This window comes from Streptomyces tyrfis (genome assembly GCF_037034285.1).
Taxonomy (GTDB): Bacteria; Actinomycetota; Actinomycetes; order Streptomycetales; family Streptomycetaceae; genus Streptomyces.
Genome location: NZ_JBAGJZ010000007.1, coordinates 67,531 through 83,901, shown reverse-complemented (window position 1 = coordinate 83,901; position 16,371 = coordinate 67,531). Strand labels below are relative to the sequence as shown.

14 protein-coding genes are annotated in these 16,371 nt (G+C 70.2%); 10 read left to right on the top strand and 4 right to left on the bottom strand.

Annotation, left to right across the window (positions count from 1 at the left end; translation table 11 throughout):
- Positions 1-261: 261 nt before the first annotated feature.
- Complete coding sequence (gene aspS, locus WA762_RS07540; protein ID WP_335933978.1) at positions 262-2,043, top strand: aspartate--tRNA ligase; 1,782 nt, start codon at positions 262-264, stop codon at positions 2,041-2,043.
- 339 nt (positions 2,044-2,382) lie between these two features.
- Positions 2,383-3,045 (top strand): HAD family hydrolase, encoded by a 663-nt coding sequence (locus tag WA762_RS07535; protein ID WP_335933977.1) that lies wholly within the window; start codon positions 2,383-2,385, stop codon positions 3,043-3,045.
- Here WA762_RS07535 and WA762_RS07530 read toward each other — a convergent pair.
- Positions 3,026-4,267: a helix-turn-helix domain-containing protein gene (locus WA762_RS07530; RefSeq protein WP_335934149.1), complete on the bottom strand. Its 1,242-nt coding sequence runs from the start codon at positions 4,265-4,267 to the stop codon at positions 3,026-3,028. The genes WA762_RS07535 and WA762_RS07530 overlap by 20 nt on opposite strands.
- Before the next feature lie 293 nt (positions 4,268-4,560).
- Here WA762_RS07530 and WA762_RS07525 point away from each other — a divergent pair, with 293 nt between their 5' ends.
- The 6 genes from WA762_RS07525 to WA762_RS07500 all read left to right on the top strand — a co-directional run bounded on the left by WA762_RS07525 (position 4,561) and on the right by WA762_RS07500 (position 10,513).
- Positions 4,561-4,710, top strand: a complete 150-nt coding sequence (locus WA762_RS07525) for a hypothetical protein (protein WP_335933976.1) — start codon at positions 4,561-4,563, stop codon at positions 4,708-4,710.
- Positions 4,707-4,907, top strand: a complete 201-nt coding sequence (locus WA762_RS07520) for a hypothetical protein (RefSeq protein WP_335933975.1) — start codon at positions 4,707-4,709, stop codon at positions 4,905-4,907. Before WA762_RS07525 ends, WA762_RS07520 begins: the two co-directional genes overlap by 4 nt.
- A gap of 336 nt (positions 4,908-5,243) precedes the next feature.
- Positions 5,244-5,423: a hypothetical protein gene (locus WA762_RS07515; RefSeq protein ID WP_335933974.1), complete on the top strand. Its 180-nt coding sequence runs from the start codon at positions 5,244-5,246 to the stop codon at positions 5,421-5,423.
- A 954-nt stretch (positions 5,424-6,377) separates the two neighbouring features.
- A complete protein-coding gene (locus tag WA762_RS07510; RefSeq protein WP_335933973.1) occupies positions 6,378-7,019 on the top strand; it encodes an HAD family hydrolase in 642 nt (213 codons plus the stop codon).
- A gap of 60 nt (positions 7,020-7,079) precedes the next feature.
- Entirely contained in the window at positions 7,080-8,264 is a 1,185-nt protein-coding gene (locus tag WA762_RS07505) for a helix-turn-helix domain-containing protein (protein ID WP_335933971.1), read from the top strand.
- 1,403 nt (positions 8,265-9,667) lie between these two features.
- Positions 9,668-10,513 (top strand): L,D-transpeptidase family protein, encoded by an 846-nt coding sequence (locus WA762_RS07500; RefSeq protein ID WP_335933969.1) that lies wholly within the window; start codon positions 9,668-9,670, stop codon positions 10,511-10,513.
- 602 nt (positions 10,514-11,115) lie between these two features.
- Here WA762_RS07500 and WA762_RS07495 read toward each other — a convergent pair.
- Together WA762_RS07495 and WA762_RS07490 are read right to left on the bottom strand one after the other, a co-directional pair.
- Complete coding sequence (locus tag WA762_RS07495) at positions 11,116-11,241, bottom strand: hypothetical protein (protein ID WP_335933967.1); 126 nt, start codon at positions 11,239-11,241, stop codon at positions 11,116-11,118.
- Positions 11,242-11,396: 155 nt separating this feature from the next.
- Positions 11,397-12,005: a helix-turn-helix domain-containing protein gene (locus WA762_RS07490; RefSeq protein WP_335933965.1), complete on the bottom strand. Its 609-nt coding sequence runs from the start codon at positions 12,003-12,005 to the stop codon at positions 11,397-11,399.
- A gap of 144 nt (positions 12,006-12,149) precedes the next feature.
- Here WA762_RS07490 and WA762_RS07485 point away from each other — a divergent pair, with 144 nt between their 5' ends.
- Positions 12,150-13,139 carry an alpha/beta fold hydrolase gene (locus WA762_RS07485; protein WP_335933964.1) on the top strand — a complete coding sequence of 330 codons (990 nt, stop codon included), beginning with the start codon at positions 12,150-12,152 and terminating at the stop codon, positions 13,137-13,139.
- Between the two features lie 341 nt (positions 13,140-13,480).
- On the opposite strand, the gene metG is transcribed toward WA762_RS07485, so the two are convergent.
- The gene (gene metG, locus WA762_RS07480; protein WP_335933963.1) at positions 13,481-15,085 is read right to left on the bottom strand and encodes a methionine--tRNA ligase; all 1,605 of its coding nucleotides are present in this window, start codon (positions 15,083-15,085) and stop codon (positions 13,481-13,483) included.
- A gap of 263 nt (positions 15,086-15,348) precedes the next feature.
- Here metG and WA762_RS07475 point away from each other — a divergent pair, with 263 nt between their 5' ends.
- Positions 15,349-16,002 (top strand): response regulator transcription factor, encoded by a 654-nt coding sequence (locus tag WA762_RS07475; protein ID WP_335934147.1) that lies wholly within the window; start codon positions 15,349-15,351, stop codon positions 16,000-16,002.
- Positions 16,003-16,371 lie beyond the last annotated feature (369 nt).

The following is a 16,371-nucleotide window of genomic DNA, read 5'->3' as shown; positions in this document are numbered from 1 at the left end:
TTAAGAAGATCTGCTCCGTGGACGCCACCGTGGACGGCCGCCGAGGGCTGTTCCGAGCGTCACTCCGCGGGGCGGGCGGGGCGCGGCGGGCCGGGCGCGGTCATCCGTTCGCGGTCGTCGGCCCCGTTCACGGCCCGCCGGGCGGCGTTCCGCCGCCCCCGCGTCGATCTTGAAATGTCAATGTCAATGATTCGACGCGGGCCGGGCGGTAGCCTTGGGTGGTTGAATCCACCCCGAACCGCGAAGACTGGATGAACGACGATGCATCGGTACAGGTCCCACACCTGCGGCGAGCTCCGCGCCTCTGACGTCGGCACCGACGTCCGGCTGAGCGGCTGGCTGCACAATCGCCGAGACCTGGGCGGCATCCTCTTCATCGATCTGCGCGACCACTACGGTCTGGTACAGCTCGTCGCCCGCCCCGGCACCCCCGCCAACGAGGCGCTGGCCAAGCTCACCAAGGAGACCGTCGTACGCGTCGACGGCAAGGTCTCCGCCCGCGGCGCCGAGAACGTCAACCCGGAGCTCCCGACCGGCGAGGTCGAGATCGAGGTCACCGAGGTCGAGGTGCTGGGCGCGGCCGGCCCGCTGCCGTTCACGATCAACACCGAGGACGGCGTCAACGAGGAGCGCCGCCTGGAGTACCGCTTCCTCGACCTGCGCCGCGAGCGGATGCACCGCAACATCATGCTGCGCTCGGCCGTCATCGCCGCGATCCGCGCCAAGATGGTGGCCCTCGGCTTCAACGAGATGGCGACCCCGATCCTCACCGCGACCTCCCCCGAGGGCGCGCGCGACTTCGTCGTCCCGTCCCGTCTGAACCCGGGCAAGTTCTACGCCCTGCCGCAGGCCCCGCAGCAGTTCAAGCAGCTGCTGATGATCTCCGGCTTCGACCGCTACTTCCAGATCGCGCCGTGCTTCCGCGACGAGGACGCCCGCGCCGACCGCTCGCCCGGCGAGTTCTACCAGCTCGACGTCGAGATGTCGTTCGTCGAGCAGGAGGACGTCTTCCAGCCGATCGAGAAGCTGATGACCGAGCTCTTCGAGGAGTTCGGCAACGGCCGCCACGTCACCTCGCCGTTCCCGCGCATCCCGTTCCGCGAGTCGATGCTGAAGTACGGCAACGACAAGCCGGACCTGCGCGCCAAGCTGGAACTGGTCGACATCTCCGACGTCTTCGCCGACTCGGAGTTCAAGGCGTTCGCCGGCAAGCACGTCCGTGCCCTGCCGGTCCCGGACACCGCGGGCCAGTCCCGGAAGTTCTTCGACGGCCTCGGCGACTACGCCGTCCAGCACGGCGCCAAGGGCCTGGCCTGGGTCCGCGTCGGCGAGGACGGCGCCCTCACCGGCCCGATCGCCAAGTTCCTCACCGAGAACGACGTCAAGACGCTCACCGAGCGTCTGTCCCTCGTCCCCGGCCACGCCGTCTTCTTCGGCGCGGGCGAGTTCGACGAGGTCTCCAAGATCATGTCCGTCGTCCGCGTCGAGGCCGCCAAGCGCGCCGGCCAGTTCGAGGAGGACGTCTTCCGGTTCTGCTGGATCGTCGACTTCCCGATGTACGAGAAGGACGAGGACACCGGCAAGATCGACTTCTCCCACAACCCCTTCTCGATGCCCCAGGGCGGCCTGAAGGACCTGGAGGAGAAGGACCCGCTCGACATCCTCGCCTGGCAGTACGACATCGTCTGCAACGGCATCGAGCTGTCCTCCGGCGCCATCCGGAACCACGAGCCCGAGGTCATGCTCAAGGCGTTCGAGATCGCCGGCTACGACCGCGAGACCGTCGAGCACGAGTTCGCGGGCATGCTCCGCGCCTTCCGCCTCGGCGCCCCGCCGCACGGCGGCATCGCCCCGGGCGTCGACCGCATCGTGATGCTCCTCGCGGACGAGCCGAACATCCGCGAGACCATCGCCTTCCCGCTCAACGGCAACGCCCAGGACCTGATGATGGGCGCCCCGACCGAGCTGGACGAGTCCCGCCTGCGCGAGCTGAACATCCAGCTCCGCAAGCCGGTCGCGGCGAAGGAGAAGGACAAGGACTGAGCAGGACCTGATGGGGGAGGGGAGGGACGCGGCCGCCGGGCCGTTTCCCTCCCCTCCCCTCCCCTTTTCTTTCTGCTTACGGAGATCGTCGATCCTCGCTTGTTTCGCCTTCGACGACGAGGACACCACGCTCGGTGTCTACGTCACCGAGGACCCGGCCGAGGTCCTTGTTTCACGCGTTGATCGCCTCCCGCACCGGGGCCCGGGCTTTCCCGGTCGACGTCGCCAACGCGTCCGCCGACCGCGCGGCCCGCATCGCGCGATCCGTCCCGAACAGTCGATCTCGTACGGAAAAGTGCCCACAGCCAGGGAGAGCGACGTCGGCATAGGATGCGGCGCATGATTCGCGCAGTCGTGTTCGACGTCGGTGAGTGCCTGGTCGACGAAACCCGCGAGTATGGGGCCTGGGCCGACTGGCTCGGTGTGCCGCGCCACACCTTCGTCTCGATGTTCGGTGCCGTCATCGCCCAGGGCCGGGACTACCGGGAGACGTTCCAGGAATTCCGTCCCGGCTTCGATCTCTACGAGGAGCGCGAGAAGCGCGCGCAGGCCGGGCAGCCCGAGACCTTCGACGAGAGCGATCTGTACCCGGACGTCCGCCCCGCCCTGGCCCGACTCCGGGCCGACGGACTGTGGCTCGGCATCGCGGGCAATCAGACGACCCGGGCGGGCCGCATCCTGCGGGAGCTGTTCACCGCAGACGTCGACCTGATCGGAACCTCGGACGACTGGGGGGCCAGCAAGCCGGATCCGTCCTTCTTCCACCGCGTGTCCGAGGTCGTTCCGTTCAGCAACGACCAGATCCTCTACGTCGGCGATCGCGTCGACAACGACCTGCGTCCGGCCAACGCCGCGGGCATGGAAACCGCTCTGGTCCACCGCGGCCCGTGGGCGACCATCCAATGGCGCACCGAGGACGCGGAGAAGCTCCCGACCTTCCGGATCGAGAGCCTCCTGGAACTGCCCGGCGTCATCGGTCAGTTCAACGCGCGAGCGCACTGACCGTCGTCGACCATCCGTACAGTCGCTCGTCCAAGTCCCTTACACACTGGTTGTCCTGGTGCGGTGCCAGGGCCCGGCGCACTTCACGGACCCGGTCCATGCCCATTGCGTACCAGGTGACCTCAAGCTGATCGAGCGCCTGGCACGCGTACGCGCACGCCGCTTCCGGGTTTCCTGCGGCCGCCTCTACTGCCGCGAGATCGCCGTAGATCACCGAGCGCTGCTTGTCCTCGGTACGGGGCAGGCCGTCGAGCGCGCCGAGGAGAGTGGTGCGCGCCTGTGGCAAGTGTCTCGCCTTCAGTTGGGTGTTCCCCTTGAACGCGGCAAGCCGGACCGGTGTGAACCAATCGAGCCAGACCGGACTCGCATGCTCGTTGCCTGCGGCCAGGATGTCTTCGGCGTGACCGATCAGATGCAGGGCGGTCCGGGTGTTGCCGCACCTGGTCTCGCACTCGGCCTCCACTGCGTCAAGCCACGCCAACAGATCGGCGGAGGCGGGGCCGCGACGGGCGTAGGTCCTGGCGGCCACCATCCGCTCCACCATCGTGTCCCGCTCACCCACCCACGCCGGGATGAAAGCGGAGTGCGCAAGGATCGCGCTGCCGAGCAGCGGATCGTCTGCCTGGCCGGCTGCCTGGAGCGCGAGCAGGAGCGTTTTCCCGGCCTGGTCCGGGTCACGGAGGTCGAAGAACTCAATCCGCCCGGCCAGGAGATAGGACTCGCTCAGTGCGGCGGCGATCGCACGGCGAGTCTGACCGGACGTCTCAGTGAGGAGCGTGCATCCCAGGGAGGCATGAGCAACGGCAGCCGGGTGGAGGGTGGCCGGGGCGACGGACCAGTACAGACGACGATGCGATCGGGTCACAGCTTCGAAGTCAGCCGCGACCGAGGCGGGCTGCAGGGCCGCTACGGCCTGTGCAGGCACTGCGGCCAGCCCGACCGCGGCGACGGACGCGCCCACCAGGGACCGTCGTACCCGATCGGGGCGGCCTCGGCCTGCTGGAGGAGTGAACCCTAGTGACTCCATGTCCTGGCCGAGCAGTTCGGTGAGAACCTGCTGGAGGTCCGGGTGCGGCCAGGGAGGAGTCTCGGACTCCCATCGCCGGACCTGGCGAACACCGACCCCCAGGGCAGTGGCCAGTTCTTGTTGAGAGCGGTATCCAGCAGCGTGGCGGGCTGCCTTGAGGCGTACGTTTCCTGCAGACACGGCGACCTCCTGAATGTTGGCCAGACCAGTGTCACAGTAGGCCCTTTCGCTTTCTTTTCATCACCCGCACGACGGAAAGAAAGCCCTCTTTGATGGCGCTCGAAGACCTGTGAAAGTCCTCGAATTGCTTATCGGTGAGGGCCAATGTTGAGGGCACTGTTCCAGCAAGCGTTCACGAGGAGAGCCGCGTCCGTGACCAAAACGAACATCCATGCAGGCATCTCGTACAAGGTGATGCGCCGGCCCGGCGGAGCCGCGCCGGCGGCCTGCGGTCGGGTACGGGCGACGGCGTCGCGGCAGGGTCCGGGATGTCGATGACGATCAAGGTGTACGAGGTGGACCGGTACGGCCGGACGCGTGTCGTCCGGCCGAAGGCTGAAGTCGTTCCGGCCGAGTCGGTGGAGCTGTCGACCGAGTTCCCGGCCTGCCGGTGCGACCGGTGCAAGGAGGCGGAGTGACTGCGCAACCCCGTCCACAACCCGTCCCGGTGATCGCGGACTCCGAAACCTCCTGGTGCCACTGGCACAGGGGCCCGTCCGGGACGGCGGCCCTGATCGAGATCGTCGAGCAGGGCTCGGGCCCCGGAGCCGCCCTGTACGCGTGCGCCCCGTGCCGCGAGCAGCGCCGCCTGGTCCCGTACGGCGAGCAGTCGTGACCGCGCCGAAGCCCGCCAGGGGTGGGCTCGCGCCCGCGTGCCGGATCGGGGAGCACGGGGAGTGCCCGGGGCCGGGCGTCACACGGCGGGCGGGGGCCCCGGAGTGGGAGGCGCCGATCGAGATCCGGCGGTGCGCCTGCCCCTGCCACCGCACCGAATGACTCAGCCTCCGACGAATCGACAGAACGGGAGGACCTATGCAGTGTCCCCGTTGCGGAAGGCAGATGAGCCAGAACGTCGGCGGCTGGTGGACGTGCTGGAGCTGCGGCAACACCATGCCCGGCCACGGGTGCGCGTACGGGGAGCCCGGTGAACTGCCCTCGATGTTCCGGGAACTTGAGCCCGGCACGAGGCGACGCATACCAGTGCACGCGGTGCTCGTACGAGATCAGCGCTGACGCCTGGCACGTCCATCAGGTCCTGATGGCCCGGCTCGACGCCGACGAGGCGGGGTTCTTCGACCAGTTGAGGCGGCGCACGGCGCGTCTGCGGGCGCTGGAACCGGCATGGCGCTGAGCCGCCCCAGTTGATTGCCGTGGCTCCCCTCGCTTGCGTCCTCTTGGGCCCCGCACGCGCGGGGACCACATCGCGACGGCCGGGGCGGCAGTAGTCATCGACGGACCACCCCCGCACGCGCGGGGACCACGGTACCGGCTGAAGGGCAAGCTCAGCGGGGACCGGACCACCCCCGCACGCGCGGGGACCACACTTCCTGACCTGCGGGTTTATCTGAGGGAAGAGCTGTTTTACTTACTTCTTCGGATCGCGACATTGGGGGCATATCGCCCACTCTCGTGTGGTGCGGAGACTGTGCCTTAGGCCGGTGGCCGCTGCGTGTCGGTGACGAAGTTACGGGAAGGCAAGGTTACTTGGCGGGGGTTCGCTCGTATGGCGCGGCGGATGGTGGAGGAGGGGGTGGCGGCGGACCGGTGCGCCGGGCGGAGGGGAAGGACTCGGAAGCGGGGTGCGTACCGCCGTACAGCCCTGGTGCGGATTCGCTTTCTCGTGACTCGGCGATAGCTGGGGTCGACAGGGGCGACCTGCGTCTGACCAAGGCCGCGGGCATGGAACCGCTCTGATCTACTGCGGCCCGTGGACGACCAGCCAGTGGCGTGCCGGGCGCGCGGAGAAGTTCCCGGGTTTCTGGATCGAGAGCCGCCCGGAACTGTCCGGCTTTGTCGGGAAGTTCAACGCGCAAGCGCACTGACCGCCGTCGCCCATCCATACACGCCGGTCGTCCAAGTCCCGCACACGCTGGTCGTGCTGGTGCTAGTTCGGGGCCAGGGCCCGGCGCACTTCGCGAACGCGGTCCATGCCGATTGCGTACCGGGTGACCTCAACCTGAAAGAGTGCCTGCGGACGCCGGAATCCCGCGTGACGCGGATCTGCCGGGCCGGCCACACGCCGTGGGGTCCCGCCGGAATGGTTTCCCAGGCCGGGCATCGGGCGGAACCTCGTAGGCTCGCCGGGGTGAAGACAATCGTGTTCGACATCGGTGAAACCCTCGTGCACGACGACCGCTACTGGGCGTCCTGGGCCGACTGGCTCTCGGTGCCCAGGCATACCCTGTCCGCCCTCGTCGGCGCGATCACCGCCCAGGGCCTCGACAACGCGGAAGCCCTCCGTCTCCTGCGCCCCGGCATCGACATCCCCGCCGAGTACGCGGCACGCGAGGCCGCAGGGCGCGGCGAACACCTCGACGAGAGCGACCTGTACGAGGACGTGCGTCCTGCGTTCGCCGCACTGCGGGAACTCGGCGTTCAGGTCGTCGTCGCGGGCAACCAGACGATTCGCGCCGGGGAGTTGCTCCGCGACCTGGATCTGCCGGCCGACTTCATCGCCACCTCCGGGGAGTGGGGCTGCGCCAAGCCGTCGGCGGACTTCTTCGCACGCGTCCTCGACGTCTCGCGCGCCGAGGCCCGGGACACCGTCTACGTCGGTGACCACCCCATGAACGACGTCTTCCCCGCTCACGCGGCGGGGCTTCGTACGGCACATCTTCGCCGCGGCCCCTGGGGGCACCTGTGGGCGGACGACGCTCAGGTACGGGCAACCGCGGACTGGGTGATCGATTCGCTCATGGACCTGCCTGCGATCGCCGACGGCTGGTGAGAGAGCAAGAAGTGCCCCGAAGTCGTAAACCGAGGGTGACGGTGCGGGTACGTTCGGGTCATGAACGCCGACTCCCCGCGCGAGATCGGTGAGCGGATCGCCGCGCATCGCCGCACACGTCGCCTCACCCAGACCGGACTCGCCGCCGCCTCCCACGTCTCCTACGCCACCGTCCGGTCCATCGAGCGGGGCGCACGACGACCGGGCGACGGGGTGCTCGAAGCGATCGCGGCGGCCCTTGAAGTGGACGCCACGCGACTGCGCACGGGATACGTCGGCACCGAGCGCCGTGTTCACCGAGCCCTGCCGGAGCTGTCGTCGCTGATCGCCGGCTACGACATTCCGCAGGGCTCTCCGGTCCGCGCCCCGGGCGAGCTGGCGGATGCGATCAGTACAGCGGTGAGCTGGAGGCTGGGCGCTCAGTACGGCCGGATCGCGGCATGTGTTCCCGGCCTTTTGGGTGACGCCATTCGGTACGCCCACACCGCACGTGGCCCCGAGCAGCGGAACGCCGCCCGGCTGCTGGCCATCGCCGCTCGGACGGCGGACGCGATCGCCTTCAAGTACGGCGAGCGCGACTTATCCGCCCGGTTGATCGACTTGATGCGCTGGGCCGCCGACCGTTCGCAGGATCCGCTGGTCCAGGCCGCCACGGCCTACGTACGGACCGAGGTCTTCTTTGCGGCTCGGGCCCACGTGGTCGGCCTCGCCGCACTGGAGCAGGCGATCCAGGCCGCCCCCGCGCCGACGTCCCGTTCGGAAGCCGCCGCCCGCGGCACCCTCCACATGCGGGCTGCCGTGATCGCCGGCCGCGACGGGAACGAGGACCGCGCCGGCACCCACTTGAAGCACGCGCGGCAACTCGGTGACCGAGTAGCGGTCGAGGGAATCTACTCGGGTACGGCGTTCGGCCCGGACTCGGTCCGGATCCACGAGGTCTCTGTCGCCGTCAGCCTCGGCCGCGACCACGTCGACCGCGCCCTGCGTGTAGCCGCGGAATGGAAGCCGCCCGCCGGTCTGTCGGCCGAGCGTCGTAGCGGCTTCTACATCGAGTTGGCCCGCGCGCAGGAATGGGCTGGACTTCCGGCGGATGCGTTCGAGAGTCTCAAGGCGGCGCGTGCGGCGGCTCCGCAGCATACCCGCGAGCACCCATGGGCACGTGAAGTCATCGGCAGCCTGCGACGGTTCCACCGCTCCGACGCGGAATCCCTCTCGCGCTTCGCCCACTGGATCGGCGTCGTCTGAAGGACTGCTACACGCCGTAGCAGTTGTGCCGTGCCTCGGACCCCAGGCTTTACCTGTCCGCATCACACAGGTATGAGGAGGGGTCATGAGTACACCTGTACTTGTGCCAGGGCGAGTGAGCATCGCTCGCCTTCATGGCGAAGCCCGCCGGCACTGCGGTGCCGTGACTCGGCGGCCGGTGCTCGCCGGGGAGGCCGTCCTGTCGGGTCCCGGGCGGATCTGGCCGATCGTCTCGTGCGGGTGCACGGATCGGCGGTCGGCATGTCGATGACGATCAAGGTGTACGAGGTGGACCGGTACGGGCGGACACGCGTTGTCCGGCCGAAGGCCGAGGTGATTCCGGCCGATTCGGTGGAAGTGACGGCGGAGTTCCCGGCGTGCCGGTGTGACCGGTGCAAGGGGGCGGAGTGACCGCGCAATCTCGGCCGGGACCGATCTCGGTGGCCGAAGACTCCGGATCAGGATGGTGTCACTGGCACAGGGGCCCCTCCGGGGCGTCGGTGCTGATCGAGATTGTCGAGCAGGGCTCGGGCCCCGGGGCCGCCCTGTACGCGTGCGACCGGTGCCGCGAGCAGCGCGGCCTGGTCCTGTACGACGAGCAGCCGTGATCGGGCCGAAGCCCGCCCGAGAGGGGATCGCGCCCGCGTGCCGGATCGGAAAGCGCGGGGAGTGTCCGGGACCGGGTGTCACGCGGCGGGCGGGGGCTCCGGAGTGGGATCTTTTCCTCGTGCATCGCACCCGCCTGGGGACCACCCCCGCACGCGCGGGGACCACACGGGCCGAGGAAGTCTTCAATGCTGACGCGGGGGACCACCCCCGCACGCGCGGGGACCACGTCAGGCCCTCGGCCTGCATCCACCCGCGGGCCGGACCACCCCCGCACGCGCGGGGACCACACTTCCTGACCTGCGGGTTTATCTGGGGGAAGAGCTGTTTTTACTTACTTCTTCAGATCGCGACATGGGGGGCATATCGCTCACTCTCGTGTAGTCCGGAGGCTGTTCCCCGGGCCGGTGGCCGCTGTGCGTCGGTGACGAAGTTACGGGAAGGCAAGGTTACTTGGCGGGGGTTCGCTCGTATGGCGCGGCGGATGGTGGAGGAGGGGGTGGCGGCGGACCGGTGTGCCGGGTGGGGGAGGGGTGGGGGCCCGGGAGCGGGGGTGCGTACCGCCGTATGGCCCTGGTGCGGATTCGCGGACTCGTGACTCGGCGTTAACTGGGGTCGAGAGGGGCGAGCGTGACGGCGAGTCGTTATGCCGTCTCCGCGTGCCCTCCGAACGATCCGAATGCTCCCGATGCTCCGAGCGCTCCAGGCGACCCGAGCGCTCCCGACGACCCGAGCGCCCTGAAGGCTCCAATGCCCCGAGCGCCCCGCAGCCGACCCCATCGCTGAGGAGAGAGTCCGTGTCCGTGTCCCGTACGTCGGCCGCCCGGCGTCGTCCCCCGTATGCCGTCCGGGCCAGCAGCTGTGTCGTCGCGGTCCTGCTGCTGGCCGCCTGCGGCGATTCGGCCGCCACAGGCACCGGTCCCGGCACCGGCACCGCATCCCGCGCCACGCCGGGGCCGACCTCGGCCAGGTCCTCCGCCGCACCGCAGGCGGACGGGCCGCCCGGGCGGGCCGCCGCGCCGGCGCCGCGGGCCCCGGGCGTTCAGCCGGCCCTGATCCCCGGGCTGGGGCTGCGGACCAGGGGGAGGATTCCGGCCGAGACCCGGCAGGCGCTCGTGGTCACCGGCGATGCCTACGACTCCAACCTGTCCACCGCCGTCCTCTACACCCGCGACGACCCAGCCCGCGGCTGGCGGGCGGTCACCTCCCGCTGGGCGGCCCACAACGGGCTGAACGGCTGGGCCGACAAGCACGCGGAGGGCGACCTCCGCACCCCGACCGGGGTCTACGGGCTGACGGCGGCGGGCGGCCTGTTCGAGCCGCCGGAGACGGTGTTCCCGTACGAACAGGACCCCGCCTACACGGTGAGCGGTGAGGGGTTCGACGGGGAACCACTCGAAGGTTCCTTCGATTACGTCGTCGCGATCGACTACAACCGGACCCCTGGCGTCTCGCCCCTGGACCAGGCGCGCCCGCTCGGTCAGGAACGCGGCGGCGGCATCTGGCTCCACGTGGACCACGGTGGCCCGACGCAGGGCTGTGTCTCGCTGTCCGTGGAGCACATGAAGGAACTGCTGAGGCTGCTGGACCCGCGGAAGAACCCGGTGGTGGTGATGGGGGACGCCGAGTGGCTGGAGCGGTGAATCACGCCCCGGCCGGGGCGGGTGTCCGTACGCTGGGCGCAGTCCGGTTTCCCGCAGGAGGCCGTGACGACCGTGGTTGAGGCGACCGTGGTCGAGGAGAGTGTGCTGACCCAGGAGGTCTTCGAGGACCTCGCCCGTCATGGCGTACGCGCCGAAGAAGCGCTGCAGCCGGAGTTCGCGAACGGGAAACCGCGGGTCAAGGCCGTGCCCGACGGGGATCACGGGCGGATCGTCGAGTGGCTGACGTGCCTGAGCAGGCAGGCTCACCCGGCGCGCCGGCTGTACGCCGAGCAGGGACCGCGATCGGGACGTACCGCAGGGGCAACGCGCGTCCGGACGGCTCACTCGCCCGCAGTGGTGCTTTCGTCGGTCAGGGGGAGTGGGCCGGTCCGGACGGCGTGCTCGTGGTCGTCGAGGTGACGTCCTACGACGAGGACACCGACCGCAGGGACCTGGTCGAGCAGCCGCGCGCGTACGCCGAGACCGGGATTTCCCGTCCATCTGCTGATCCGGGCGTGGGCAGCCGCGGTACAGGAAATCCCGGCGAGATTGATCACGTGCCGGGCAGGCCGGGCCCCGTATGGCTGGTCAGCACGACAAGCTCAGCGGAAGTCGTCGGCGCGGTCGACGGCCCACTGGGCATAGGCGTGTGCCGGAGCGCCGGTGATCTTTTCGGCGATGGCGGAGGTCACGGCCACGACGCCGTCGGCGGCGGCCCACTGACTCACGATCGCCTCGGCCGCGACCGGACGCATTGTTCTGGCGACTTCCGCGCGAGCCTGCTCATCGGAGATGTGTTCGATCCGGATATGACGGCCGATGGCCTCGCCGATGTGAAGCCGCAGCCACCGTCGCGGGGGCCCGGACGCCGTGTTCCTCCGTACTACCGGGCCCAGCGGTCGGGGGCTGGGGTGCGCGATCGCAGGCGCTCCCCCTGCGGCCCGAACATGATCAGGTATTCGGCCGGTCCGCCGGGTCCGGCGTTCGCGACTCCGTGGGCGGTGCGGGTGTCGAACTCGGCCACGTCCCCGGCGCCCAGCACGAGGTCCTGCTCGCCGAGCGCCAGCCACAGCCGCCCGTACAGGACGCACAACCATTCGTACCCGTCGTGGGAGACCTGCCGCGGCCGCGCCGGCGGCGCGTCGATGGCGGGCAGGACGTGCTTGTGGGCGTGCAGGCCCCCGACGTACCGGGTCAGCGGCAGCACCGCCTTGTCGTTGCCGGAACGCTGCGGCACCGGGGTGCGCGGTCCGGCCGCCGCGGCGGGCGCGGTGCCGGCCAGCTCGTCCAGGGAGACGTCGTACGCCTTCGCGAGCCGCAGCAGCACCTCCAGGGTCGGCTTGCGCCGGCCGGTCTCGATCCGCGACAGCGTGCTCAGCGAGACGCCGGTCGCGCGGCTGACGCCGGTGAGTGTGGCGCCGTGCTGCTCGCGCGCGGTCCGCAGCCGGGGGCCCATGGCCGCCAGCGTGTCGGCTATGCCGTCGTCCGTCACCGTCGCCCGCTCCCTCCGGCCGTGCCGCCTCCACCGCCCTGTTCCTGCCAGTTTGCCAGGATGGCAAGGGTGCTCGCGTCGCGCGGCCGCCGCGCCGCATGATCGGTGGGTAACCGCGGCCGCCCGTGAACCGAGGAGAAGCGAATGCACCAGCCCGCGCCGTCCGCCGACCTGCGCCACCGCACCATCGAGGCACCCGCCGGGCGCCTGCACCTGGTCGAGCAGGGCACCGGACCGCTGGTCCTGCTCGTCCACGGCTTCCCCGAGTCCTGGTACTCCTGGCGCCGCCAACTCCCGGCCCTCGCGGCGGCGGGGTACCGGGCCGTGGCGCTCGATGTACGCGGCTACGGCCGCTCCTCCAAGCCGGCCGCGACGGACGCCTACCGGATGCTCGACCTGGTGGAGGACAATGTCGCCCTGGTGCGCGCCCTGGGCGAGGAGAGGGCGGTGGTCGTCGGGCACGACTGGGGCTCCAACATCGCGACGGCCTCCGCCCTGCTCCACCCCGAGGTCTTCCGCGCCGTCGGACTGCTGAGCGTCCCCTACGCGCCGCCCGGCGGCCCCCGCCCCACCGACGTCTTCGCGCAGATGGGCGGCGACCAGGAGTTCTACGTCTCGTACTTCCAGGAGCCCGGCCGGGCCGAGGCAGAGATGGAGCCCGACCTCCGGGGCTGGCTCGCGGGCTTCTACGCGGCCATGTCCGCCGACACCATGCCCGCCCAGGGCGAGCCCGACCCGCACTTTGTGGCCCGCACCGGCGGCCGGCTGCGCGACCGCTTCCCCGCCGGCAAGCTGCCCGCCTGGCTGACCGAGGACGACCTCGACGTGTACGCCGGGGAGTTCGAGCGCACCGGCATGACCGGGGCCCTCAACCGCTACCGCAACATGGACCGCGACTGGGAGGACCTCGCCCAGTACGGCGGAGCCCCGATCAAGCAGCCGTCCCTGTTCATCGGCGGCGCCCTGGACGCTTCCACGACCTGGATGGCGGACGCGATCGACGCCTATCCGGCCACCCTCCCCGGCCTGGTCTCCTCCCACATCCTGGACGGCTGCGGGCACTGGATCCAGCAGGAGCGTCCCGAGGAGGTCAACCGCCTGCTGACCGCCTGGCTCGCCTCCCTCCAGGGCTGAATCGACGGGTGGGCCGGCCGGCAGCAGCACCCGGTTCTTCCGCAGCCACGTCACCGCGTGGCTGAACAGCGCCACCGGCCCCTCGGCGTGCGTCCACGCCCGCCCGTACAGGAAGCTGCGGAACTCCCGCGTCACTTCCGGTCGGTGAAGTCCCGGTACTCGAACCGCCTCAGGACCTCATCCGCGTGCTCGTACACCGTCGAGCGCCGCTCGGCCCACCGCTTCACGCACGAGGCATCCGCCGGCACGACCGGACCGTAGCCGGCGTGAGGGCCGGGACAGCCTGCGTCGAGCGAGCAGGTGTCCCGGCCCTCACACGGTCGTGCGGGAGAGGGGCGGCGTTACGCCGGGCGCTCCTCCAGGCGGGGGAAGAGCACCGCGCCCTTGGTGACCGTCGAGCCCGCCGGGAGGCGGCCCCAGTCGGCCGTGTCCTGGATGCGCTGGTCGGCCAGTGCGCCCAGGGACGCCTCGGCGCCCAGCGAGTCCCACAGCTTCTGCGAGGTCTCCGGCATCACGGCGTTCAGCAGGACCGCGACGCCGCGCAGCGACTCGGCGGCCGTGTACAGGATGGTCGCGAGACGGGCCCGGCCCTCGGGGCTGGCGTCCTTGGCGACCTTCCAGGGCTCCTGCTCCGTGATGTAGCCGTTGACCTGCTTCACGAAGTCGAAGATCGCCAGGATGCCGGCCTGGAAGTCCAGTTCCTCGCCGATCTTCTGGTCGGCCGTGGCGACGGCCTTCGCCAGCCCCTCCTGGACGGCCTTCTCGGCGTCGCCCGCGGCGGTGGCCTCCGGGAGCGCCCCGTCGAAGTACTTGCCGACCATGGCGGCGACGCGCGAGGCGAGGTTGCCGTAGTCGTTGGCGAGCTCGGAGGTGTAGCGGGCGGAGAAGTCCTCCCAGGAGAACGAGCCGTCGCTGCCGAACGCGATGGCGCGCAGGAAGTACCAGCGGTACGCGTCCACGCCGAAGTGCGAGGTCAGGTCCTGGGGCTTGATGCCGGTCAGGTTGGACTTCGACATCTTCTCGCCGCCGACCATCAGCCAGCCGTTGGCCGCGATCTTGCCGGGGAGCGGCAGGCCCTGCGCCATCAGCATCGCGGGCCAGATCACCGCGTGGAAGCGGAGGATGTCCTTGCCGACCAGGTGCACGTCGGCCGGGAACGTCCCGTCGAACTTCTCCTGGTTGGCGCCGTAGCCGACCGCCGTGGCGTAGTTCAGCAGCGCGTCGACCCACACGTAGATGACGTGCTTCTCGTCCCACGGGACCGGGACGCCCCAGTCGAAGGTGGACCGCGAGATGGAGAGGTCCTGGAGACCCTGCCGGACGAAGTTCACGACCTCGTTGCGGGCGGACTCGGGCTGCACGAAGCCGGGGTTGTTCGCGTAGAACTCCAGCAGCTTCGGGCCGTAGGCGCTGAGCTTGAAGAAGTAGTTCTCCTCCTTGAGGATCTCCACCGGCTTCTTGTGGATCGGGCACAGCTTGACGCCGTCCTCGTCCTCGATCAGGTCGCCGGGGAGCTTGTACTCCTCGCAGCCCACGCAGTACGGGCCCTCGTAGCCGCCCTTGTAAATCTCGCCCTTGTCGTACAGGTCCTGCACGAACTCCTGCACCCGGTCGGTGTGCCGCTTCTCCGTCGTCCGGATGAAGTCGTCGTTCGCGATGTTCAGGTGCTGCCAGAGGGGCTTCCACGCCTCCTCGACCAGCTTGTCGCACCACTCCTGCGGGGTGACGTCGTTCGCCTCGGCAGTGCGCATGATCTTCTGACCGTGCTCGTCCGTGCCGGTGAGGTACCACACCTTCTCGCCGCGCTGGCGGTGCCAGCGGGTGAGCACGTCGCCTGCGACGGTCGTGTAGGCGTGGCCCAGGTGAGGAGCGTCGTTGACGTAGTAGATGGGGGTCGAGACGTAGTACGCCGTCGCCCCCTGCTTCTCGGATCCAGTGGCCGCCATGGGCAAAATCCTAACGGCCCGCGGAAGATCGACTCACACCGATTACGGCTGGTCGCGGTCCGGCCGGGCCCGGTGACGGGGGCGGACACCGGACCGGCGCGTAGCCGGTGGCGGGGCGTGCGGGGCCGGGGCGCGGACGGCGGTGGGGGCGTGCGGGGGCGGCGCGGAGGGTGTGCGGAGACCTCTGCGAAACATGCCTTCCCCTAACAAAGACGCATCCTGGGAGGGAGTGGACACGCATGCACGAGGCAGAGGACATCACGATGCGGGTACTGGTCGCCGAGGACGAGGAGATCTTGGCGGAGCTGGTCGCCACCGGGCTGCGGCGGGCCGGGTTCGCCGTCGACACCGTGTACAGCGGTGATGCCGCCCTCGCCTACCTGGGGCTGCACGACTACGACGTCGTCGTCCTCGACCGCGATCTGCCACGGGTGCACGGCGACGACGTGGCCCGCAAGCTGGTCGCCAGCGGCTCCCGGACCAGGATCCTGATGCTCACCGCCGCCGGGTCCATGGAGGACCGGGTCGCCGGGCTCGATCTCGGGGCCGACGACTACCTGGGCAAGCCGTTCGAGTTCCCCGAGCTGGTGTCGCGGGTGCGCGCGCTGCGGCGGCGCAGCGCCCGCCCCGTGCCGCCGCAGCTGGAACGGCACGGGATCCGGCTCGACACCGTGCGGCGCACCGCCTTCCGGGAGGGCCGGGAACTCGACCTCTCGCCGAAGGAGTTCTCGGTGCTCCAGCTGCTGCTGGAGGCCGACGGGGCGACCGTGAGCGCGGAGGAGCTGCTGGAACGCGCCTGGGACGCCAACGCCGACCCGTTCACCGGCGCGGTCCGGGTCTGTATGAGCAAGCTGCGGGGGAAGCTCGGGGAACCGGCCGTGATCCGCACGGTCCAGGGCGTGGGGTACGCCCTGTGAGGAGCCGCCCTCCGCGTGTTCCGCGTGACGGCGCGCGCGTCCCCCGCGACGGAGGGCGCGTACCGCGTGACGCGGCGCGTGTGCCGCGAGCGCCCCGTCTTCCGCGCGCCGAGCGCGCGCCGCGTGAGCCGCATGGCCCGGACGGGCCGCATGAGCCGTGCGAGCCGCATGACCCGCGCGGGCCGTATGAGCCGTGCGCATCGCATGAGCCGTGCGAGCCGCATGGGCTGTGCGAGTCGCATGAGCCGTGCGAGCCGCATGGGCTGTGCGAGTCGCATGAGCCGTGTGCGCCCTGCGCCTCGGGTCGGCCGGACGCGTCTCGTACGGCGCGTGCGCCGCGTGCCTGGCGTGCGTGGCGGTCGGCGCGCA

What these genes read in the sequence shown, in the direction of transcription:
- aspS (WP_335933978.1), top strand. Translation starts at nt 262, where the DNA reads ATGCATCGGTACAGGTCCCACACCTGCGGCGAGCTCCGCGCCTCTGAC.
- WA762_RS07535 (WP_335933977.1), top strand. Translation starts at nt 2,383, where the DNA reads ATGATTCGCGCAGTCGTGTTCGACGTCGGTGAGTGCCTGGTCGACGAA.
- WA762_RS07525 (WP_335933976.1), top strand. Translation starts at nt 4,561, where the DNA reads ATGTCGATGACGATCAAGGTGTACGAGGTGGACCGGTACGGCCGGACG.
- WA762_RS07505 (WP_335933971.1), top strand. Translation starts at nt 7,080, where the DNA reads ATGAACGCCGACTCCCCGCGCGAGATCGGTGAGCGGATCGCCGCGCAT.
- WA762_RS07485 (WP_335933964.1), top strand. Translation starts at nt 12,150, where the DNA reads ATGCACCAGCCCGCGCCGTCCGCCGACCTGCGCCACCGCACCATCGAG.
- metG (WP_335933963.1), bottom strand. Translation starts at nt 15,085, where the DNA reads ATGGCGGCCACTGGATCCGAGAAGCAGGGGGCGACGGCGTACTACGTC.
- WA762_RS07475 (WP_335934147.1), top strand. Translation starts at nt 15,349, where the DNA reads ATGCGGGTACTGGTCGCCGAGGACGAGGAGATCTTGGCGGAGCTGGTC.